General features: G+C 65.3%; 10 protein-coding genes. 1 reads left to right on the forward strand and 9 read right to left on the reverse strand.

The window, feature by feature from the left end:
* Positions 1-18: 18 nt before the first annotated feature.
* From FH061_RS10915 to FH061_RS10925, 3 genes are read right to left on the reverse strand one after another with little or no spacing between them, the layout of a single operon-like run.
* Positions 19-1,221: a sedoheptulose 7-phosphate cyclase gene (locus FH061_RS10915; RefSeq protein ID WP_192805004.1), complete on the reverse strand. Its 1,203-nt coding sequence runs from the start codon at positions 1,219-1,221 to the stop codon at positions 19-21.
* A gap of 26 nt (positions 1,222-1,247) precedes the next feature.
* Positions 1,248-1,649 carry a cupin domain-containing protein gene (locus FH061_RS10920; RefSeq protein WP_151635861.1) on the reverse strand — a complete coding sequence of 134 codons (402 nt, stop codon included), beginning with the start codon at positions 1,647-1,649 and terminating at the stop codon, positions 1,248-1,250.
* Entirely contained in the window at positions 1,642-2,685 is a 1,044-nt protein-coding gene (locus FH061_RS10925; RefSeq protein ID WP_151635862.1) for an ROK family protein, read from the reverse strand. Before FH061_RS10925 ends, FH061_RS10920 begins: the two co-directional genes overlap by 8 nt.
* Before the next feature lie 203 nt (positions 2,686-2,888).
* Here FH061_RS10925 and FH061_RS10930 point away from each other — a divergent pair, with 203 nt between their 5' ends.
* On the forward strand, positions 2,889-3,203 hold the full coding sequence (locus FH061_RS10930; protein WP_151635863.1) for a hypothetical protein: 315 nt from the start codon (positions 2,889-2,891) through the stop codon (positions 3,201-3,203).
* A gap of 82 nt (positions 3,204-3,285) precedes the next feature.
* Here the strand turns inward: FH061_RS10930 and FH061_RS10935 are convergent, their stop codons facing one another.
* From FH061_RS10935 to glgX, 6 genes are all read right to left on the reverse strand, one after another.
* The gene (locus tag FH061_RS10935) at positions 3,286-4,554 is read right to left on the reverse strand and encodes a phospholipase D-like domain-containing protein (RefSeq protein ID WP_151635864.1); all 1,269 of its coding nucleotides are present in this window, start codon (positions 4,552-4,554) and stop codon (positions 3,286-3,288) included.
* Between the two features lie 104 nt (positions 4,555-4,658).
* A complete protein-coding gene (locus FH061_RS10940) occupies positions 4,659-5,864 on the reverse strand; it encodes a Do family serine endopeptidase (RefSeq protein ID WP_151635865.1) in 1,206 nt (401 codons plus the stop codon).
* A gap of 146 nt (positions 5,865-6,010) precedes the next feature.
* Positions 6,011-8,965, reverse strand: a complete 2,955-nt coding sequence (gene treY / locus FH061_RS10945; protein ID WP_151635866.1) for a malto-oligosyltrehalose synthase — start codon at positions 8,963-8,965, stop codon at positions 6,011-6,013.
* On the reverse strand, positions 8,965-11,094 hold the full coding sequence (gene malQ, locus FH061_RS10950) for a 4-alpha-glucanotransferase (RefSeq protein WP_151635867.1): 2,130 nt from the start codon (positions 11,092-11,094) through the stop codon (positions 8,965-8,967). Before malQ ends, treY begins: the two co-directional genes overlap by 1 nt.
* On the reverse strand, positions 11,091-12,881 hold the full coding sequence (treZ, locus tag FH061_RS10955; RefSeq protein ID WP_151635868.1) for a malto-oligosyltrehalose trehalohydrolase: 1,791 nt from the start codon (positions 12,879-12,881) through the stop codon (positions 11,091-11,093). Before treZ ends, malQ begins: the two co-directional genes overlap by 4 nt.
* Positions 12,868-15,021, reverse strand: coding sequence for a glycogen debranching protein GlgX (gene glgX, locus FH061_RS10960; protein WP_151635869.1), 2,154 nt, complete (start codon positions 15,019-15,021; stop codon positions 12,868-12,870). Before glgX ends, treZ begins: the two co-directional genes overlap by 14 nt.
* Between the last annotated feature and the right edge of the window lie 2 nt (positions 15,022-15,023).

Genomic DNA, 15,023 nt, shown 5'->3' on the forward strand with positions numbered 1-15,023 from the left:
CATGGAAACGACTCTTGCTTAATGCGTGTTCAGGTTCAGATGCATTTCCCGCGCCTCGCCGGCAAGGCGCCGCAGCGCCGACTCGATGAGCCTGTTCGGCAGCTTTGCCCGGTCTTCGATGAACAGGCAGCGGCCAATCTCGACAGGAATGGGGAAGTGCACTGCGCCGCCCCGGTGCTGCTCCGCCTCGTCCAGCGCCGCCTGGCACAAGGCGGGAGTCAGCTCCGGCGCATGGATCGGCAGCCCGGCCTGGCGCAGCACGGCCACGAACCGGTCGCGCTCCTGCGGCTCCATCATGCCGAGCGACTCGGCCAGGGTAACGGTCAGCGCCATGTCGATGGCGACCGCTTCGCCGTGATGCATGCGGTAGCCGGTCGCGGCTTCCAGCGCGGGGCTGAAACAATGGCCCATGTCAACCAGGCGCTGATAGGTCTGGTCTTCATACGGGTTCTTCTGCAGTTCTTCCAGCATCGAGCGGGTGGAACGCCAGATGATTTCCCGCCCTATCTCCCAGGGATCGGAAAAACGGCTTTCGATCAGCGCCTGCTGGTGGCCTTCGCATAACCGGAACAGCTCGTGGTCGGTCACCAGCGCCATCTTCAGTATTTCCGCCATGCCGAAGCGTATGCAGCTTTCCGGCAGCGTGCTCAGAAAGAGCGGGTCGAGCAGGGCCTGGCTGGGCGGATTGAAACAGCCGAAATAATTCTTCTTGCTACCGAGATTGACGCCGCCCTTCAGGCCGATGCCGGCGTCGACCAGCCCGATCAGCGTGGTCGGGATGCGCATGTGTTCGATACCGCGCCGGATCGCCGACGCCGCCATCGCCACCACGTCGGTGCAGACACCGCCGCCAATGCCGACCAGCACGGACTTGCGGTCCATTTTTGCGTCCAGCGCCTCCCGGCAAACGCGTTCGACCGAGGCAAGCGTCTTGTTGATTTCCCCGCCTTCCAGCACATGCACCCGCATGTCCAGTCCACAGTGCCGGATCAGCTGTTCGAGCTGGCGGCCATAGAGCTTGTAGACCGTGGACGTGGTGACGGCGAGCGCCTTGCGCCCCGCCAGCAGCGCCGGCAGTATGGAGTGCTCCGGCGAAAGGATTTCGGCGGTGAGATGGACGCCGTAGTCCTGGCGTTTGCGGCATTCCATGCGAATGCTGTATTGCGGTGCGGGCGCCGCCTGCTGTCGGCGGATGACGCCTTGATGATGTGTTTCAAACACGATAGCTGCTCCTCGTCTTGATTGGGTCAACATGCCTCGGCTGCATCAGGTACCGTGCCGGACGCCGCGGCGGAGCGAACCGGGCAAGCCGGAACGCCAACGACGACGAGACGCAGTTCCCGTTCGCCATGGTTGTAGAGCCCATGCCTGCCGCCGGGCGGATTGTGTGCGACATCGCCGGCGCCGACCTCGACCTGCCGCTCTTCCATGGTAAGAATCCCCTTGCCGTCAATGACGATGTAGACCTCCTCGTCCTCATGGCCATGGGTATGGCAACCGATGCTGTTTCCCGGGGGGATTCTCACCAGGTCCACCCAGTTGATGGCCATGCTTCCCAGCACGCGCGCGAAGGCAATGGTCTCGATGCCGCCGTGCGCGCATTCCCACTTGAACTCTGCTTCGGCGAAGCGGTGGAGCCGCTCAGGCATGCTGCGCCTCGCACTGCCTATGCACCGGCCGCGTCGCCATGAAGTAACCCGCGCCCTCCAATGCCACGGTATCGGGCTGGGTTTCGGTGCGGATGATGGCGCTCCAGTCCTGTCCGGTATCCCACGCGTACCGGCCGGCAAGGTGTGCGAGCAGTTCACGGTACTTGTCGCCGCAGGCGCTGGCGAAGCCGCCGACCAGAACGATCTCCTCGAGTCCCAGCGACAGGTGCAGAAAGGCGAGCGCCTTCGCCAGATGCGATGCCGATACCGTCATGACCTGCACGGTCCAGGGATCGTTGTCGCGGAATGCCGCGACCAGAACCTCGTTGCTCAGGCAGCCGCAGGTATCGCGGGCCAGCCTGGCCGCAAGCGACTTGCCATAGGCCACAGGATCAGCCGCAGCCATGTGGCGGGCCACGCGCAGGGTGCCGCGCCCGGAAGCCACCGCGCCGAGATGAAGACCGCCTCCGCAGTCGCAGGCGAGATCGCCGGCGATCGGCTCGTGAACGCTGAAATGCCCGATTTCGCCGCCTCGTCCGTTCGGTCCGGTACGCGGTTTCGCATCGAGGAACACCTTGAGCCCGATGCCCGACCCGATGGTGACAATGGCGAAATCCCGTCCGCCCTGGGCTACCCGGTAATATCCCGCGGCGCTGACGTCGTTGAGCATGGCGACCGGCACGTCAGGCCAGAGGTCTTGCAGCTTGTCCTGGAGGCGAAAGCCGCCCGGGTCACGCGGGCCGAGCACGGTGGGCATACGCCACAGCGTGCCGTCCGGCGCCATCGGCGACGGCAGCGCGGCGCAGATGCCGGCCAGGTGACACTCCCCGCACAACGCGTCCGCCTCCTGCTTGAGCATGCCAAGCATTTGTTCGACGATCGCTTCGCTTGAAGCGTCTTCCCGGTTCATGAAATTCGGAGTGCAGGTCTTGCGGAACCGCTCCAGGCGACGGTGCTCCTCGTTGTAGAGGCCCGTACGGATACTCGTGCCGCCAATATCGAACACAAGAAAAAATTTTCCCTGACGCATCAGCATTCATTCCTCCCCTGCATTTCAAACCGCTTTGAATTCATGTTAGCGCATTCAAAGCGCTTTGAAACGTTGCCATGATGTCAAATTGAGAAAGCTCAATCAAGTCTCGAAGAGACTAAACAGCGGAATAAACCTGGTTTAGAGACCGGCAGAGGCGATACGGGACAACCACATTTCGCCCCAGCGCCGAGCTGAACAAGGGAAACATGAAATATGCACCCAGCCTTGCATTGCATTGCCACAGCTTAATTGATCCATGTGGCGTATCTAACGCTCCAGAAAAGAAGCTTGCGGGAGTCCAGCGCGCTTATGCTGTTGAAGCGGATTGGCAGAAAAGAACACTTGCGGACGAGATCGCCATATCGGCCGGATCGCAGCTTAATGGTCATGTCATTCCAGATCATGCGTACCTGCTTGGAACCATGGCCCTGTTATGTATCGATTCATCGATCGGAGCATCACCTTCAATACGCAGCCGGAGTTCAGCCTTCCAGCGCCAAAGGCGGTTCCCGATGGCGTGATGGCCTGGCGAGCACGTACCAGAAGTCGGTCAAACCCGGGGCCGAAAACGACCGGTCATGCCGGTTCCTTCATGCAAGCCGGTCAGAGAATCTCATTGATCAGATAGCAGGCATGATCGCTTATCTTGTGGAGCATGCCGCGCCTGTTCCAGTCGTCAAGGGAGAGTTCCGTGGCGCGCGCCGCATACTTTTCGAATATGTCATCCAGCCGGCGGGTGATGGCCGCATCAAGCAGGCCCAGCGTGATTTCGTCATTCGTTTCGAAAGACCTGTCGTCGAAATTGCTGGAGCCGATTGCGCACCATACGCCGTCGATGGTCATGACCTTTTGATGCAGCAGCGTATGCGGATATTCGAACAGGCGCACGCCGCACCGCAGCAGCTTTTCGAAATTGCGATGGCCTGCATGCTGCACCATCGGATTGTCAGAGCCGCTCGCGGACGGCATCAGCACGCGCACGTCGACACCGCGCGATACGGCCTGGCCAAACGCGTCGATCGCGTCCGGTTCGGGAATGAAATACGGATTCTGGATCCAGATACGCTTGCGGGCCAGGCAGATCGCGGTGTGGTGGAGTATCTTGACCGCGGGCGCCGATCCCTCGGGCTTGGCAAAGGCGGCATGCATCACGACATCGCCCTGCGGCGCCAGCGGCGGAAACACCTTGTCGCCGACGAACAGTTCACCGGTCTCGCCGGTCCAGTTTTCACTGAATGCGGATTGCACGCCATGTACGATCGGGCCGCGCAAACGGACGCTGATGTCGCCGAAGTGCTTTCCATCCTCGGCATCGCCCAGCCAGGTATCGACAATGCAATGGCCGCCGACGAATGCTTCGCGTCCATCGACGATCACCATCTTCCGGTGGGTACGGTCGTTGAGCACGCCGATGTTGCGCAGCCGGTAATTATGGAAAAACACCACCTTGCATCCCGCGTCTTCCATTTGCCGGCGCGCCGCATCGCCCAGCTTGCGGGCGCCGTTGCCATCCAGCAGCACCCGCACCTGTCTTCCCGCCGCGGCCTGCCCCGCGAGAGCCTCGGCAATCCGGTTGCCGAGTTCGCCCTCTTTCCACAGGAAGGTTTCAAAATGCACCGAATGCCGTGCGGAACGGATGGAATCGATGAGCGCGTCGAAGAAGGCGCCATTCTCGAGGATGTCGACGGCATTGCCTGGCACGGCCGTGCTGAAGGTCAGTCCTGCCAGTGAGGGAATCAGTTCATCAATCGGAGAATCGCATTCAATGCGCAGCCGGGGATCGCGGTGCCGGCGGATGGACCAGATGATGAGTACCAACAGGGACGCCATGCCGACGAATGCGGATATCCATACAAGCGTCGAAGTGTCCATGAGGTCAATGGGCCGATGTGAGGCTGCGCGATAGGCTGCTGTCGTTATGCTTCCTTTAATTTACCTTAATGCATCAAGAGTGACTTTGCGAAACCGCGGGTTTATTACTCCAATGCTTCGACCGCGAGTTTTACCGTGCTGGTGTTGCCGCTTCGCCAAATCTGCGCACTGAGCGTGCTGCCGGGCCTGGTGCCGCCGATCAGCCGCGCAAGGTCCGCAGTGCTTTGCACCGGCTGCTCGTTGAGCGCGAGGATGACGTCGCCGGGACGAATGCCGGCACGGTCGGCGGGGCCGCCGCGCTGTACCGCCGCGACCAGCGCGCCTTGCGTGTCCTTCATGCCCAGCGTCGATGCCAGGTCCATCGTCAGTTCCTGCAGCTGCACGCCGATGCGGCCGCGCGTGACCTTGCCGGATTGGCGCAGCTGCTCGGAGATGCCTATCGCCAGATCGATCGGAATCGCGAACGAAATTCCCATGTAGCCGCCGGTCTGGCTGTAGATCTGGGAATTGATGCCGACCACCTCGCCGCGCGTGCTGAACAGGGGCCCGCCGGAATTGCCCGGATTGACCGCGACATCGGTCTGGATGAAGGGCACGTAGCTGCCATTGGGCAGCAGTCTCCCCTTGGCGCTGACGACGCCGACCGTGACGCTGTTGTCGAAGCCGAACGGCGCGCCGATCGCGGCCACCCATTCGCCGGCTTCGAGCTTGCCGGGATCGCCGACCTTCACCATCGGCAAACCCTTGGCATCGATCTTGAGCAGCGCCACATCGGTATACGGGTCGGCGCCGACCACCTTGGCCCGGTACTCGCGCTTGTTGGTCAGCTTGACGATGACTTCGTCGGTGTCGGCGATGACATGCGCATTGGTGAGGACGTAGCCGTCCTCGCTGATGATGAACCCGGACCCGAGGCTGGCTGCGATCGCTTCACCGGAATCGGGCTGCTGCTGGCGGCCGAAACGGCGGAAGAATTCGCGCAGCGGATGGCCTTCGGGCAAGGCCGGCACGCCCTGCTGCTGCGCATGGCGCGTGGCGCTGATGTTGACCACCGTGGGGCCCTGCTGCTTGACCAGGTTGACGAAGCTGGGCAATTCCACGCCCGAGCCGGTGACGGGCGCGGGCGTGCCGGCGGGCCCCTGCTGAACCTGCACTCCCTGTTGTCCTTGCGTGGCCGGCGCAGCGGACTGCGGCGCCTGGGGTGCCTGGGGCGTTTGCGGCGCTTCGTCCGTACCGGAGCGCGAACAGGCGATGAGGCTGAGAATCAGGCTGCCGGCGAGGACAAGCTGGCTGCTGCGACGAAGGTTCATATCGGTCACTCCACGAAGGTCGTAATCTGGATGAAAGGCATTATCGGTGAAGCGCACGGGACCCGCCGTGGCCATGGGTTTCGTACCCATGGCCACGGCCCTGCCGGCCCTGCTGGCGATGCTGCACGCCCCGAGCTTTCGCCGGTTCAGGTCGGGCCCGCCCTCTCCTTTTCCGTTTCCGCCGTCGCATCCTTCCTGTCGGTTGCGGCGACCTCCGCATCGGGGTCGGCGTCGGTGTCACGCTCGCTGCTTGCAGTGAAAGCCGGGGCCTCTTCCGCATCCGGTCCATTGAACAGCAGCGCCACCGGCAAGCCCTGCAACACCTCGCTCAGCAGCAGGCGGCCGGCGCTCGGAGCCATCGTTTGCCCGGTCAGCAGTTCGCGCATGTCCGCCGCCATTTCCTGCGGGACGCGGATGGCGGTTTCCTGCCAGCTATCGGGCTGCAGTACGGGCCCGCGTTCGCCGCCGAGCAGGCGGCACGGCAGATGCGCCGCCACCACCACCACCGTCTTGTCCTGGTGACGGCGGGCGAAGGCGATCGCATGCGATGCCAGCGGTCCTTCGATTTCCAGCGGCAGATAGTCGCCCCGCATGAACAGGTCGGGCTGCCGCGCGCGAAAACGCAGCGTGCGCGCGATGACATGCTGCTTGATGGCGCCGCTTTCCCAGGCATCCGTCCCGGGCTCTTCCGCATCGGTGAATTCCAGCGCCTCGCGCCGCGCCGCATAGTCGACCGGCCGGCGGTTGTCGGGATCGACCAGGCTGAAGTCCCAGAAGTCGGTGCCCTGGTACAGATCCGGCACGCCGGGCGAGGTCATGCGCAGCATGGTCTGCGCCAGGCTCTTGATCATGCCGGCCGGCGCGACGGTCTGCACCCAGGCGGCGAGTTCGGGAAGGAAGCGGTTGTCTTCGCCCGGCGTCAGGACCGCATGCAGAAACTTCCTGCAGGCGGCTTCATAGGCTTCGTTCGGCATCACCCAGTCGCTGACCTGCTTGGCTTCGCGCAGCGCCTTGGTCTGCCAGGCTTCGATGCGTTCGGCGAACTGCTTGAGCCCTTCTTCATCGTCCGGCTCAAGACCGACCGGCCAGGCGCCGGCGAGCATCTGGTACAGCATCAGTTCATCGGCGGGATGCGGCGCGATGCCCTCGGGGCCGGCGTCGTCAGCCGGCAATTCGGCGGCCGGCGCTCCGGTGCGTAGCGCGGCATTGAGCTTCATCCATTCGCGCGCGGTGCGGCACCATTCCTCCGGCATCTCGCTGAAGGCGGCAATGCGGGTGCGGACATCCTCGCCGCGCTTGTGATCGTGGGTGGCGGTGGCGAGCATCGAAAACGGAAAACGCTCGGCGCGGACGCGGTTGGCCTCATGGAATTCCTGCACCGGGATCGAGAATTGCGCCGGGTCGGAACCCACCTCGTTGCGCGACAGCAGGCGGCCGTAACGATAGAAGGCGGTGTCTTCCACCGACTTTGCCGACAGCGGCGGCGTCAGCTGCTGGAAGCGGGTGATGGCCCGCTGGTGCAGCGCCCGCACGCGGGGATTGGCCGAATCGCGCGGCGCATCGCCGCCCAGCCAGCGGGCGATGACGTCGAGCAGCGCGCCTTCGTTGCGGTCCACGCTCTGGCGCGCGCATTCCAGCGCGCGGTCGATCACCTGCTGGTCGAGTTCGTCGCGGCCGTTGCTGTCGGCATAGGTGCGGTACACCGGGAAATGCACCAGCAGTTCGGCGAATACGCGGCGGATCGCGCCGAGCGAATAGTCGCGGGTGCGCAGGTCGGTGCGCGCCACCGCATGCAGCGCGCGCGCGGCCGCCTCGAATTCGCCGGACAGGTTGCTGGCCAGCAGCTGCCTTCTGGCCAGCCGCACTTCCTCGTCGAAGCTGTGCTGGTGGTCGGTCAGGTGGCACCACAGATCGGTGAGCGCCTGCTTGCCCTCGCCGTCGTGCAGCAGCGCGCCGACGCGGTCCATGAAGTCGTAGCCGCTGGTGCCGTCGATTTCCCAGTTGCTGCGCAGCTGTTCGTCGGGCGCGAGAATCTTTTCGACGATGATGTAGGCCGGCGCCGGCGGCAGCTCGGGGGGACGCTGCGATGTCAGCGCCTGCAGCCGGCGCCGCAGCTTGCGGCAGTAGGCGCCGGGGTCGGCCAGGCCGTCCACATGGTCGATGCGCACGCCGTCGATCAGGCCTTCGGTGTAAAGCCGGAAGATCTGCGCATGGGTGGCTTCGAACACGTCATCCTGCTCGACCCGCACGCCGGCCAGGTCGGTCACTTCGAAGAAGCGCCGCCAGTTGATGCCGTCGGCCGCGCAGCGCCACCACGCGAGCCGGTAATGCTGGCGTTCCAGCAGGCCGTGCAGCGCTTCGATGCCCTGCGGCGAAGCCGCCGAATAATTGTTGACCGCCACCGCGATGTCGGCGGCGCCTTCGGCGGTCTGGCCGAGCTCGCGCAGGATGCCGAAGCCGGTGTCGGCATTCTGCTGGGTGATGTCGCCGTTCTCGTCCCGGCCTTCCTCGAAGGCGGCGATCGCCGGCGCAAGGCGCGCCGAATCGACCGATTTCAGCAGGTCGGCAACCCCCGCCGCCCCGATGGGAAAGCGGTGCGAATAGTAGCTGGCGTAGAACTTGCCGCGCAGGGCATCGAACTGCAGCTTGATCTCACCGGAGGCGAGCACTTCGCCGTAGGGCTGGCCGAGGAAAGGCGCCATCACCTTGCCCTGCAGGGTTTCGTCGGCGGGGTTCCAGTCGATGTCGAACCAGCGGGCATACGGGCTCTTCTGCCCCCATTCCAGCACATGCTGCCACCAGGGATTTTCCGGACCCACGCCCATGTGGTTGGGCACGATGTCGAGGATCAGCCCCATGCCGGCCTCGCGGATGCGGCGCACCATGCGGCGGAAGCCTTCCTCGCCGCCGAGCTCGGGATTGATGCGGGTCGGGTCGACGATGTCGTAGCCGTGGTTGGAGCCGCTGCGCGCGGTCAGGACGGGCGATGCATAGATGTGGCTGATGCCAAGCGACGCGTAATACGGCACCACCTCGGCCGCCTGGTCGAAGGTGAAGTCTTTATGCAGCTGCAGGCGGGCAGTTGCGCGCGGGATGGACATCAGTGATCTCCTCTTGGGGAACGGGAACGGTTGAGTATGGCCAGCCGCGCCGCCACGGTCGCGTCGTCGAGAATGGTATCGACCGTGTGCGGCATGCGGCGGCGCCAGTTGGGATGTTCATGGATGGTGCCGGGCAGGTTGGGCTGCTCCGTCAGGCCGAGCGCGTCTTCGATCGGCAGCATCGCCAGCGGCGCCGGGGCCTGGCCGATGAAGTCGATCGCCGCTTCCATCGGCGCGGCCTGCGCACTGGCATCCGGCATGCTGCCGCCGGCGCAGCCGATTTCATTGAAGGCCTGCCACAGTTCGCGCCGTTCGCGGTCGCGGCTGTTGCGGGCATCGCCCTCGGTCTCGCCGGTGGCAAGCAGATCGAGGTCGCGCCGCCAGTCGATGTCGCGCCCCTGCCACCAGCCGGCGATGGTTGGCAGGTCGTGCGTGGTGGTGGTGGCGATCGCGCTGCCGGGCCATTCGTCGGGCCGGAAGAAACGGTCCTGGTTGCGCTGGAACAGCAGCACCCGGATGCCGAGCAGGCCGGCGTCGGCCAGCAGCTTGTCGAAGCCCTCCGGCACGGTGCCGAGATCTTCGCCGATGACGATCGCCTTGTGGCGCCAGGATTCGAGCGCAATCAGGCGCAGCAGATCCTGCATCGGATAGGTGAGATAGGCTCCTTGTTCGGGCGATGCGCCGTGCGGCACCAGCCACAGCCGGCCCAGGCCGAGCACATGGTCGATGCGCGCGCCGCCCGCATACGCGAAGGTGGCGCGCAGCATTTCGAGATAGGCGGCGAAGCCCTTGGCTTTCATCGCCACCGGCGAAAAGGCGCCGATGCCCCAGCTCTGGCCCTTGGTGTTCATCACGTCGGGCGGCGCGCCCACCGACAGGCCATTGATGATTTCCGTCTGGCGGCTCCAGGCCTGGCTGCCGGCGCTGTCGGCGCCGACCGCGAGATCCGTGATCAGGCCGATCGGCATGCCGGCCTCGCGCGCGGCCTTCTGCGCACCTGACAGCCCCCTGGCCGCCTGCCACTGCAGGAAGGCATGGAAGCCGACTTCGTCCGCGTGCTCGCGGGCAAAGCTTTCCACATCGGCGCCGCGCGGATCGCGCAGGCCCTGCGGCCAGCTGCGCCAGTCGCCGTTCTCGCCGGCGGCGATGCGCGCCGCATGAATGGCTTCAAAGCGGGCATGGTCGCGCAAGGCGTCGCCTCCTTCGCGCAGGAAGGCATCGAACTCGGCGGTATTGCCGGCCTGCAGATAACGTTCGTACAGCTGGCGCAGGAGCGAAAGCTTCAGCGTTGCGGCGCCGGGCCAGTCGACCAGCGCTTCCTGCTCCAGCCGCGCCAGCTGCTGCGCGGCATCGGGACCGACCGCGGCGACCGCCGCTGCATGGGCTTCCGGCCCCAGCACGGCAGCCGGATCGATGTGCAATGCGTTCAGGAAGAGCCGGCTCGACGGACCGTAGGGACTGAAACGATGGACGTCGGCGGAAAACATCGCATGCACCGGGCTGATCGCCAGCGCCGCCGCGCCATGCCGGGCCGCCTTGCGCGCCAGCGCCGCCAGCGCGCCGAAGTCGCCGATGCCGCCGTCGCCGTCGCGCCGCAGCGAATACAGCTGCACGCCAAGTCCCCACAGGCGCGGGTCGCGCCGCAGGCCGGGCGTGGCCGCCAAAGCATCGGCCACGCCGAAGCAGCGCGGCGGCGCGATGGCCAGCGTGGCTTGCTGATCGCCAGCGATGAGGCGGTGATAGCCGGGACGGTCGATGGCCGGTAGTTCCAGGGCGGCGGAAGCATCGCCGCCGAACTGTCCGCTCAAGGTGTCCGCTGCGTTCCCCGCGCCGCCCTCTTCCAGCTCGATGCGGTAGCTCTTGCCGGCCAGCGAAGCGACATGGCCCAGCTTCACCGGCTGGCCGACCACGCCGGTCACCAGTGGCGGCAGGCTGCCGCCGTCTTCCAGCAGCCTGAGCTTTTCCCTGCTGGCCGCGCAGTCCTCGGCCGTGCCGCAGGGCAGGTCGAGCGCCTCCAGTATCGCGCGCATGGCGTCCGGCGCCACCTTCTTCGGCTCGCCGTTGGCGGCCACCCAGTCCTGTACCAGTCCGGCTGCTTTTGCCAGTTCGATGATGTCGGCGTCGTTCATTCTTCAGGCTCCAGGACCGCGAGGAAGGAATGCGCCGGCAGCTGTCCGCCGGGGGCGGCGTCTTCCACGCCATCGGTTTCAAACAGGATGGTGCCGCCCTTGCCGTCGGCCAGGCGCTCATAGTCGATCTTTACCGGTGCATCGCCGAGATTGGCGGCGACCATCAGGACGCTGCCGTCACCCATCTTCCAGCGGGCCTTCACCGAGGAGGGGCCCAGCACTTCGGAGCCGAGCGCCTTCGCGCCCTGCAGGCGCGGCATGATCTGCTCGCGGCGGATGGTGAGCAGCGCGCGCGTCCAGTCGCGCCAGGCGCCGGCCACGTCGGCGTCGGCCGCCGGGATGGAATCGAGGAAGGTCTGTTCCGCATTCGGATCGGGAATCCTTTCCCGCGTGGCCGGATCGCTGAAAGCGGAGAATTTGGCGAATTCCTGCCGCCGTCCCTCGCGCACCGCATCGGCCAGTTCCGGCGTGAGGTGGCTGGTGAAGTAGAGGAAAGGCTGGGTCGCGCCGAATTCCTCGCCCATGAACAGCATCGGGATGTTCGGCGACAGCAGCAGCAAGGCGCTGGCCGCGCGCAGCGCATGCAGGTCGGCCAGCGTGGTCAGCCGTTCGCCGAAGGCGCGGTTGCCGATCTGGTCGTGGTTCTGCAGGAAGTTGACGAAGGCGGTCGGCGGCAGATGGCCGCTGGACTCGCCGCGCTTTTCGCCGCCGGGATAGATCGAGGCCTCGCCCTGGTAGATGAAGCCTTCGGCAAGGCCGCGCGCCAGCTTTTCCTCGGGCTGGCCGATATAGCCGACGTAATAGCCCTCGCGTTCGCCGGTCAGCAGCACATGCAGCGCGTGATGCATGTCGTCGTTCCACTGCGCGTTGTACAGCAGGCGCGGCGACTGCTCCAGCAGCCTGGCGGAGTTGTCGTCGTTCTCCAGCACCAGGTGCACATGGCGGTCGGACGGCACGGCGGCGCGGATGCGCTCGGCCATTTCAATCAGGAAGTCCTTTTCGCTGATCGCATGCACCGCATCGAAGCGCAGGCCGTCGAAGCGGTACTCGCTCAGCCAGTAGATCGCATTCTCGATGAAATAGTCGCGCACTTGCGGCTTGCGGAAATCGATGGCCTGGCCCCAGGGCGTCTTGATGTCGTCGCGGAAGAAGGATGGCGCATAGGCGCCGAGGTAGTTGCCGTCCGGCCCGAAGTGGTTGTACACCACGTCGAGGAAGACCATGATGCCGTGGTCGTGCGCGGTATCGATCAGGCTCTTGAGCGCTTCCGGCGAGCCGTAGGCCGCGTCCGGCGCATAAGGCAGCACGCCGTCGTAGCCCCAGTTGCGCGCGCCGGGGAAGTCGGCGATCGGCATCAGTTCGATGGCGGTGATGCCGAGCTCGGCCAGCGCCGGCAGCTGCCGGGCGACGCCGGCATAGCCGTCGAAGGCGCCGGGATGCAGTTCATACAGCACCGTCTCGTGCCAGGGCCGGCCCTTCCAGCCGGTGTTGCGCCACTGATAGGCGTTGGGGTCGCAGACGATGCTGGGATCGTGCACGTCGCCGGCCTGGGCGCGGGAAGCCGGGTCCGGCACCGCGAGGCCGTCGCTGACGCGGAAGCGATACTGCGTGCCGGCGCCGACATCGGCTTCGGCTTCGAACCAGCCGTCATCGAGCGCCTGCATCGGCACGCTGCTTCCGTGTTCGATTTCGACGCTGATCTTTTCCTTGCCCGGCGCCCAGAGGCGGAAGCGGGTACGGTTCGGCGCAACGAGCTGCGCTCCAAAGCTGGGATTAAATGTTGACATTGTCGGCTATGAGTAAGACCGCGCTATGCGCGGAGACGTTGATCATGTTGTTGTCCGGACGGCGCTCGGCTTGCTTCCCCTTTTGCCCGCCGGCATGGATGTGGCCTTCGGCGGCGTCCAGCAGCACCCGCCAGGGCATGACTGGCCTGGGCAGGACGAAGCTGCGGTCCTCCGAGTAGGCATTGAGCAGCAGCAGCGAAGCAGAAATCGCGCCTGCCTCGGGATGCGCGGCGATGCGGCGCAGCGCCAGCAGGCGTCCTTCCGAGAAGTCCCAGCGCTCCTGCGTCATGTCGCTGCCCGTCTCGTCGAACCAGCTGATATCGGGCATGCCATGCAAAATTTTCAACGCGGGCGCGAGAAAGCGGGTGCTGCGCAGGGTTGGCGTGGCGAGGCGGGCGGCGATGCAGCGGCGGGTGAAATCGATCAGGGCCCGCCCCTGTTCCGTTTCCGCCAGGCTCCAGTCGAACCACGAGAGCTCGTTGTCCTGGCAATAGGGATTGTTGTTGCCTTGCTGGGTGCGGCCGAACTCGTCGCCGCCCAGCAGCATCGGCGTGCCGTTGGACAACATCAGCGTCATCAGCATGGCCCGCTTCACCCGTTCGCGCGTGGCGCGGATGAGCGGATCGGCGGTCGGCCCTTCCTCGCCCCAGTTGCGGCTGTGGTTTTCGTTGCTGCCGTCGCGGTTGTCTTCGCCGTTGGCCGTGTTGTCCTTGCGGTTGTAGCTGACCAGGTCGTGCAGCGTGAAGCCGTCATGGGCGGTGACGAAATTCACCGAGGCCCAGGAGCGCCGCCGATGGTGGTTGAACAGGTCGGCCGAGCCGAGCAGCCGGGCGGCGACCGCGCCGCGCTTGCCGGCGTCGCCGCGCCAGAAGCTGCGCACATCGTCGCGGAAGCGGTCGTTCCATTCGGCGAAGCCCGGCGGATGATTGCCGACATGGTAGCCGCCTGGGCCGATGTCCCAGGGTTCGGAAATGAGCTTGACGCGCGACAGCACCGGGTCCTGCAGCAGCGCATCGAAGAAGCCGGCGCCCGGGTCGAAGCCGTAATGCTCGCGCCCGAGCGTGACGCCGAGGTCGAAGCGGAAGCCGTCCACATGGAATTCCTGTACCCAGTAGCGCAGCGAATCCATCACCATCTGGATCACGCGCGGATGCGACATGTTGATGGTATTGCCGCAGCCGGTGTCGTTGATGTGATGCCGGCGGTTGTGCGGATGCAGCCGGTAGTAGCTGGCATTGTCGAAGCCGCGGAAGGAAATCGTCGGACCCAGCTCGCCCTCCTCGCAGGTGTGGTTGTAGACCACGTCGAGGATGACCTCGATGCCGGCCGCATGCAGCTGCCGCACCGCCTGCTTCATCTCGTTCGGAGAGCCCTCGGCCAGGTAGCGCGGCTCCGGCGCGAAGAAAGACAGGGTGTTGTAGCCCCAGTAGTTCGTCAGGCCGAGGTTGACCAGCCGGCGGTCCTGCAGGAAGGCGTGCACCGGCAGCAGCTCGACGGCGGTAATGCCGAGGCGCTGCAGGTGCGCGATGATCTGCGGGTCGGCCAGCGCGGCGAAGGTGCCGCGCCTGCGCATCGGTATGTGCTCGGCGCGCATGGTCATGCCGCGCAGATGGGTTTCGTAGATGACGGTCTTGTCCCAGGCAATGTCCGGATGGGTGTCGCCGTGCCAGTTGAAGCTGTTGTCGGTGACCACGCCCTTGGGCATGACGCCGGCACTGTCGCGATGGTCGAAGGACAGGTCAGCGCGCGGCGAGTGATAGCGGTAGCCGTACAGCATGTCGCTCCAGCGCACCTGGCCCTGCAGCTGGCGGGCGTAGGGGTCAAGCAGCAGCTTGTTGGGATTGAAGCGATGGCCCTGCTCCGGCTGGTAGGGACCGTAGGCGCGATAGCCGTAAAGCGCGCCGGCATGCAGGCCGGGCAGATAGCCGTGCCAGATCTCGTTGGTGCATTCCGGCAGGGCGAAACGCGCCACCTCGTGCCGGCCCGAAGGATCGAACAGGCACAGCTCCATCTTGGTGGCGTGCGCGGAAAACACGGCGAAGTTAGTGCCGTAGCCGTCGTAGCTGGCACCCAGCGGATAGGCCGAGCCGGCCTCCATTCTCGGCAGCGAAGTCAGGAAATGCGGTATGCCGATCGCCATGC

Origin of the sequence: Noviherbaspirillum aerium, from assembly GCF_008929045.1 — a bacterium.
GTDB classification, from domain to species: Bacteria; Pseudomonadota; Gammaproteobacteria; order Burkholderiales; family Burkholderiaceae_D; genus Noviherbaspirillum; species Noviherbaspirillum aerium.

Coding starts and splice junctions, on each gene's coding strand:
- glgX (WP_151635869.1), bottom strand. CDS start 15,021: ATGGCGATCGGCATACCGCATTTCCTGACTTCGCTGCCGAGAATGGAG.
- FH061_RS10930 (WP_151635863.1), top strand. CDS start 2,889: ATGAAATATGCACCCAGCCTTGCATTGCATTGCCACAGCTTAATTGAT.
- treZ (WP_151635868.1), bottom strand. CDS start 12,881: ATGTCAACATTTAATCCCAGCTTTGGAGCGCAGCTCGTTGCGCCGAAC.
- FH061_RS10940 (WP_151635865.1), bottom strand. CDS start 5,864: ATGAACCTTCGTCGCAGCAGCCAGCTTGTCCTCGCCGGCAGCCTGATT.
- FH061_RS10925 (WP_151635862.1), bottom strand. CDS start 2,685: ATGCTGATGCGTCAGGGAAAATTTTTTCTTGTGTTCGATATTGGCGGC.
- treY (WP_151635866.1), bottom strand. CDS start 8,965: ATGTCCATCCCGCGCGCAACTGCCCGCCTGCAGCTGCATAAAGACTTC.
- FH061_RS10920 (WP_151635861.1), bottom strand. CDS start 1,649: ATGCCTGAGCGGCTCCACCGCTTCGCCGAAGCAGAGTTCAAGTGGGAA.
- FH061_RS10935 (WP_151635864.1), bottom strand. CDS start 4,554: ATGGACACTTCGACGCTTGTATGGATATCCGCATTCGTCGGCATGGCG.
- malQ (WP_151635867.1), bottom strand. CDS start 11,094: ATGAACGACGCCGACATCATCGAACTGGCAAAAGCAGCCGGACTGGTA.